The sequence below is a fragment of the uncultured Tyzzerella sp. genome (genome assembly GCF_963558545.1).
Classification (GTDB): domain Bacteria; phylum Bacillota; class Clostridia; order Lachnospirales; family CAG-274; genus Tyzzerella.
In genome coordinates this window covers 1-5,930 of the sequence record NZ_CAUWHO010000073.1, presented here as the reverse complement: position 1 = coordinate 5,930, position 5,930 = coordinate 1, and the positions used below count along the sequence as shown (strand labels likewise).

Annotated in this window: 6 protein-coding genes; 1 reads left to right on the top strand and 5 read right to left on the bottom strand. The window is 23.9% G+C overall.

The features are described from left to right. Window positions 1-224 precede the first annotated feature (224 nt). From R5Z65_RS09220 to R5Z65_RS09200, 5 genes are all read right to left on the bottom strand, one after another. Window positions 225-491, bottom strand: coding sequence for a hypothetical protein (locus R5Z65_RS09220; protein ID WP_317368701.1), 267 nt, complete (start codon window positions 489-491; stop codon window positions 225-227). Next, a complete protein-coding gene (locus R5Z65_RS09215; protein ID WP_317368700.1) occupies window positions 481-894 on the bottom strand; it encodes a hypothetical protein in 414 nt (137 codons plus the stop codon). The genes R5Z65_RS09220 and R5Z65_RS09215 overlap by 11 nt, the downstream gene beginning before the upstream one ends. Before the next feature lie 87 nt (window positions 895-981). Then, window positions 982-1,254: a DUF6514 family protein gene (locus R5Z65_RS09210; protein ID WP_317368699.1), complete on the bottom strand. Its 273-nt coding sequence runs from the start codon at window positions 1,252-1,254 to the stop codon at window positions 982-984. Between the two features lie 324 nt (window positions 1,255-1,578). Beyond that, complete coding sequence (locus R5Z65_RS09205) at window positions 1,579-2,607, bottom strand: ribonucleotide-diphosphate reductase subunit beta (protein WP_317368697.1); 1,029 nt, start codon at window positions 2,605-2,607, stop codon at window positions 1,579-1,581. Between the two features lie 14 nt (window positions 2,608-2,621). Then, window positions 2,622-4,901, bottom strand: coding sequence for a ribonucleoside-diphosphate reductase subunit alpha (locus R5Z65_RS09200; RefSeq protein WP_317368696.1), 2,280 nt, complete (start codon window positions 4,899-4,901; stop codon window positions 2,622-2,624). Window positions 4,902-5,163: 262 nt separating this feature from the next. On the opposite strand from R5Z65_RS09200, the gene R5Z65_RS09195 reads away from it, so the two are divergent. Beyond that, window positions 5,164-5,930: nucleotidyltransferase family protein (locus R5Z65_RS09195; protein ID WP_317368695.1), on the top strand; the 767-nt coding region annotated here is incomplete at its 3' end.

Here is a 5,930-nt window from a genome sequence, read left to right as displayed (position 1 = left end):
AAAGATTTATATAAAATAACCTTAATAAATAAATTAATTTATTAATCTTTACTTATTATGATATAACAATTATCTTTTTTTGTAAAGTATTATATATAAAACAAGTAACTAAAAATATCACATATTTAATAGCCATTTTTATATATATTTACTTTATAAAATTATAGTAATTTTTTATATATTTTGTATTTTTATCCATAGTTTAATTGTCATTTACTCTATTTTTAACTATTTATTAAATCTAACATATTTAAAAAATTTTCTCTTTCTTTATTATCCATATTTAAAATAATTGTTTGTATAAGAGCATTGCTTTCCTCTTTTGATAAATTAGCTCCCTTTGGTATACTGTTGTAGAAACTCATTATTTGTATCATTATATCATTTGTATTTTTTCCTTTTATGTTTTCTATTAACATTTTAAATTTTTCCAATATATTTTTATCTATTGATTTAAAAGCTTCTTGTTGAAAAAGTTTATTATAATCCATTATTTACACCTCTTTTATAATTTTTATTCATTATTTCTTTAATTTCTATAAATTTTAATGCCAAATCTGCCATATGTTTATTTTTTTCATTTAGATTACTTTTTATATATAAAAAAGCTTCTTTTTTCAAATCTATCACTTTTTCTTTATCTATTGTTTGATACGTTTTTTTATAATTAGTTACTAACTGATTTATTTCTAGGCAGCTTATTATTCTATAAATATTTTCATTATCATCTGTTATTAAAGGTAGTATATTTTTTATATAAGCAGTATTATTATAACTTTTCATTAATAAATTATCTTCTTTTTTATCTTCCTTTTCATCTTGTTTTTTCATATTTTTCAATGTATTTAAAATTAAACTTATATTGTTAAAATCTATACTATTTTCTGATTTCATATATATCCTCCCTTATATATTTATATAAAAATATGCAAAAAAATAAAAATAAGTACTTATTATTAAAATAAGTACTTATTTTTAAAATTAATTTGTAATATCATCTAATACATTTATAAGGTTTAATGGTAAAACTTTATTTTGTATCAAACTATTAAATATGTTTTTTGCATACTCAAAATTATCTGTAAAATCCAAAAATTCTTTTTTAGTAATCTCTTTTGTGCCTATAATCTTAGATTTTATACTAAACCCATAAATTATATTATTGCCTATATTACTTTCTATAAATTTGTATTCTACTTCTATGTTACTATTGATGTCATAGTTAATGTTAATTTTTTTAATACCCTTAAACATATAATCACCTCTCCTAAAATGATTATATTCTAAATTTTTATTTTTTAAAATATACATTTAGTATTATATAGTCATCGTTAAAATTCTTATAGTATTGTTTTTGTATGTATTATACATATACTCAATAACACTTCCTAATATATTCTCGAATATATGTGATATGTGCTGTATTTTATGCCATTTTAAAAGTATTTTTTGTCAGTTTTTTCATTTTCTCGATAATTCTCATAAAAAAATTTTATATACATTTTTCAAAATTTTTTTTATATATAAAAATATATTATAAATTTACAATAAAATAAGTAAGAGTAATCATTTATATTATTATTCTAAACTATCAAAATCAAATACTGCTGCTTTTGTATAATTTAAAACTTTTGCCTCAAAAAAATCTGTTTTTGTATTATTTATTTTAGAAAAACTTTCTATCCAAGCCATAGGGTTTTGATTTATATCACTATATAATGGTTCTAACCCTATTGCTTTTAATCTTAAATTTGATAAATATTTTATGTACTTCTCTATTAAATCATTGTTTAACCCTAAAATTTCATTATTAGTTACATATTGTCCCCAAGATATTTCGTGTTGGACACCTGTTTTCATCATATTTCTAAGTTCTTCTTCTAAACTTTTTGTAAATATATCTGGATTTTCTACTTTTATTTCTTTTATTATATTTTGAAACAAAACAAGATGTGTTATTTCATCTCTATTAATATATTTAAAAATCGTACTTGTTGCAGTCATTTTACCCTGTCTAGCTAAAGTGTAAAAAAAGCTAAAACCAGAATAAAAATATATTCCTTCTAGTATATAATTTGCCATAATAGCTTTTATAAAATTTTCCTTTGTAGGATTTTGGTTAAAATTTTCATATATACTAGCTATAAATTTATTTCTATTTAAAAGGTGTTCATCTTCTCTCCACATATCATATATTTTATCTCTAGTTATAGGATTTGTAACTGTATCTAATATATAAGAATAACTTTGTGCGTGTATTTCTTCTTGAAATGCTTGTATATTTAATAATGATGAAACCTCTGATGCTGTTATATATCTTGATAAGTTAGGTAAATTTTCACTTTGTATAGAGTCTAAAAAGTTTAAAAAAGATATTATTTTATCAAAAGCATTTCTTTCTCCATCTGTAAGGTATGGAAATTGCTTTACATCTTCATTTAATGCTATTTCCTCTGGTATCCAAAAATTATTGAGCATTGTTCTATACATATTAGTTGCCCAATCATATTTTATTCTGTTCCATTCTCTAAGGTTTGTTGTATTACCATTTATTATGCTAGATGTACCTCTTTCTCCTTCTGCATTAAATATTTTTTTCTTTATCATAATTAACCTCCGTATTAACTAGAACAACTTGTACATTCGTCCATTTCCAAAGACTGATTTCTTATATAATAAATAGTTTTTATACCTGTTTTCCAACAATTAATATACATATCAAATATATCTTTAGCGTTAAGCTCTGGTGTTATGTATAAATTAAATGACTGTGATTGGTCTATATGTCTTTGTCTAAGAGAGCAAGCTTTTATGCTCCAATCTTGTTTTATATAGTGTGCTTCTTTATACAACCAAAAGTTTTCATCATTTAAATTTGGTGCTGTTTTTGGTACATATATACCTTTTTTCTCCTCTACAAAAAATTTTTTAAATATAGGGTCTATACCTGCTGTTGTATTTGCTATGTTAGATGTACTACCCGTTGGTGCAACTGCCATTATATATCCATTTCTTATACCATATGTTTTTACATCTTCTTTTAATTTTTTCCATCTATCTGATGTATAATTTCTTCTGTCAAAATATTCCCCTGTTTGCCATTCAGAACCTTCAAATGCTTTATAAGCACCTTTTTCTTTAGCTAGCTCCATAGATGCTTTTATAGCATTGTAAGCTACCTCTTCAAATAAAGAATCTGCTTCTTTAAGATGTTCTTCACTTTCCCATATTATTTTATTATTAACTAAATAATGATGGTATCCACTTGTACCTAAACCTATTGCTCTATATTTATCACTTGTAACCCTAGCATCTAACACTGGCAATTTATTAAGTGTAATAACATTATCAAGCATTCTTATTTGAAGGGGTATACAGTCCTCTAATTCTTCTTTTGAAACTCTTCCAAGATTTATAGAATTTAAATTACAAGTAACCATATCACCCGACTTTATTTTTGTTGTAACAATATCATCTTCTTGTAGTTCTTCTATCAAAATACTCTCACTTGTATTTTGAGCTATTTCGTGACAAAGATTAGAAGAGTATATTATCCCTTTATGCTTATTAGGATTAGCCTTATTTACTGTATCTCTAAAAAATATAAAAGGTGTACCTGTTTCTACTGCACTTTTTAATATTTTTTTCATTATATCAAGGCAGGGGGTTACTACTTTATTTATATTAGGATTATTTTCACATTCTATATATCTTTTTGTAAATTCTTCGTTATTATCATCATCAAAGTAATCTTCTAAATAATAACCCATTTTTTTATTCACTTCATAAGGGTCAAATAAAGACCAATTTTCTCTTTTTTCTAATCGTTTCATAAATAAGTCTGGAATACTAAGAGCTGGAAATATGTCGTGAGCTTTTCTTCTATCATCACCGTTATTTGTCTTTAAATCTAAAAAGTCATATAAATCTTTATGCCATATATCTAATGTTATAGATGCACTACCTTTTCTTCTACCTAACTGGTCAACGGCTATTGCTGTATCATTATATAACCTTATCCAAGGGATAACACCACCAGATGAATTTTTATTTCCCCTTATATCACTATTTAAAGCACGCACTTTGCCCATATATATACCTAAAGCTCCTCCGTGTTTAGATACTTGAGCAAATTTTTGATTTACATCATATATAGACCACAAATTATCTCCAACTGTTGATATAAAACAGCTACTAAGTTGATAAAAAGGAGTACCTGCATTAGCAAGTGTTGGCGTTGCAACAGTCATTTTTAGCATACTCATAATATCATAAAACTTTTTTGCATAATATATTTTCTTATCTTTTTCTGGTATAGCTATATGCATAGCTATAATCAAAAATCTTTCTTGTGGCAATTCCAAAACTTCACCATCTAAGCTTTTTACTAAATATCTCTTAGATAACAAATTTAACCCATCATAATTAAATAAGTTATCTCTATCACTTTTTATGTACTCGCCAAGTTCTATTATTTCATTTTCTGTATAATGCTCTAACAAATAATCTCCGTATAAATTTTTAGATACAAGCATTTTAACTAATTCTAAAAAATTTCCATAACCAAAGTGGTTATACTTTCTATTTATTGCAGCTTCTTTATATAAATCATAAATTAATAACCTAGAAGCTACATATTGCCAATTTACATTTATTTTTTTTACTATATTTCCATACCCATCATCTTCTGTGTATATAACCTTTTCAATAGCTGTTTGTATTAATGTTTTTTGTATTTCTTTTGTTGTCATTCCATCTCTAAATTGTAGCTTTGCATCTAGCTCCAATTCTTCTGGAGAGCAACCTTCTACTTCTTCACAGGCAAAAGCTATAACTTTTTTTGTTTTTTCAACGCTTAACTTTTCAAAGCTTCCATCTCTCTTTTTAATATTTATTTCCATAAATAAAGTATTCCTTTCTTTATTAAATAAGACAATTTATATAGTAGCACATCTAGGATTTTTTTTCAATATTTAACCTTGTATATAGTATTTTTTGTGTATTTTAACGATTTTATAGAAAATTTTTATAAAACAATTTCTAATTAATATTATTGATTTTTTTATTCTTTATAAAATTAGTATAATTTATTGTTTTTTTTATTTATATTTATACCTTTTTTATGGTATAATTAACTATTATAACATAAGAGAGGATATAAGTATGTTAGGAATTATAACAGAATATAACCCATTTCATAATGGGCATAAATTACATATAGAAAAATCTAAACAAAAAACTAACAGTAAATACTGTATAGTTGTTATGAGTGGTAATTTTTCTCAACGTGGAGAACCTGCTATTTTTGATAAATATTTAAGAACTAAAATGGCTCTTTTAAATGGAGCAGATATTGTATTAGAATTACCTTTAATATTTGCAACAGCCTCTGCTGAACTTTTTTCTTTAGGAGCTATTGATATTTTAGATAAAACAGGTATTGTAAATAACATTTGCTTTGGTAGTGAAGAAGGTAATTTAGAAAACTTTTTAGAAATTTCTAACATTCTATCAAATGAACCAGTAAAATTTAAACAACTTTTATCTGAATTTCTAAATGATGGATTATCTTTTCCTAAAGCTAGATTAAAGGCGCTAGAAACTTTTTTAAACAAACCTTTAGATTTTTTAAATAAACCAAATAATATTTTATCAATAGAATATTTAAAAGCTATAAAAAAATTAAATAGTAATATTGTCCCAAAGACTATATTAAGAGAAAATTCTTCTTTTCATTCTAATAGTATAGAAGGAAATATAGCTTCTGCAACAGCTATAAGACAAGCATTTTTTAAAGATAATATTCATAATATAAAAAATGTAATCCCAGATAATTGTTTTAATCTCATAGAAAGTATACCTAAAGATACTATACCTAATATAAATAATTATACTGATATTTTAAAATATATTTTAAAAACTTCTAATAT

Coding starts and splice junctions, on each gene's coding strand:
- R5Z65_RS09205 (WP_317368697.1), bottom strand. CDS start 2,607: ATGATAAAGAAAAAAATATTTAATGCAGAAGGAGAAAGAGGTACATCT.
- R5Z65_RS09215 (WP_317368700.1), bottom strand. CDS start 894: ATGAAATCAGAAAATAGTATAGATTTTAACAATATAAGTTTAATTTTA.
- R5Z65_RS09210 (WP_317368699.1), bottom strand. CDS start 1,254: ATGTTTAAGGGTATTAAAAAAATTAACATTAACTATGACATCAATAGT.
- R5Z65_RS09220 (WP_317368701.1), bottom strand. CDS start 491: ATGGATTATAATAAACTTTTTCAACAAGAAGCTTTTAAATCAATAGAT.
- R5Z65_RS09200 (WP_317368696.1), bottom strand. CDS start 4,901: ATGGAAATAAATATTAAAAAGAGAGATGGAAGCTTTGAAAAGTTAAGC.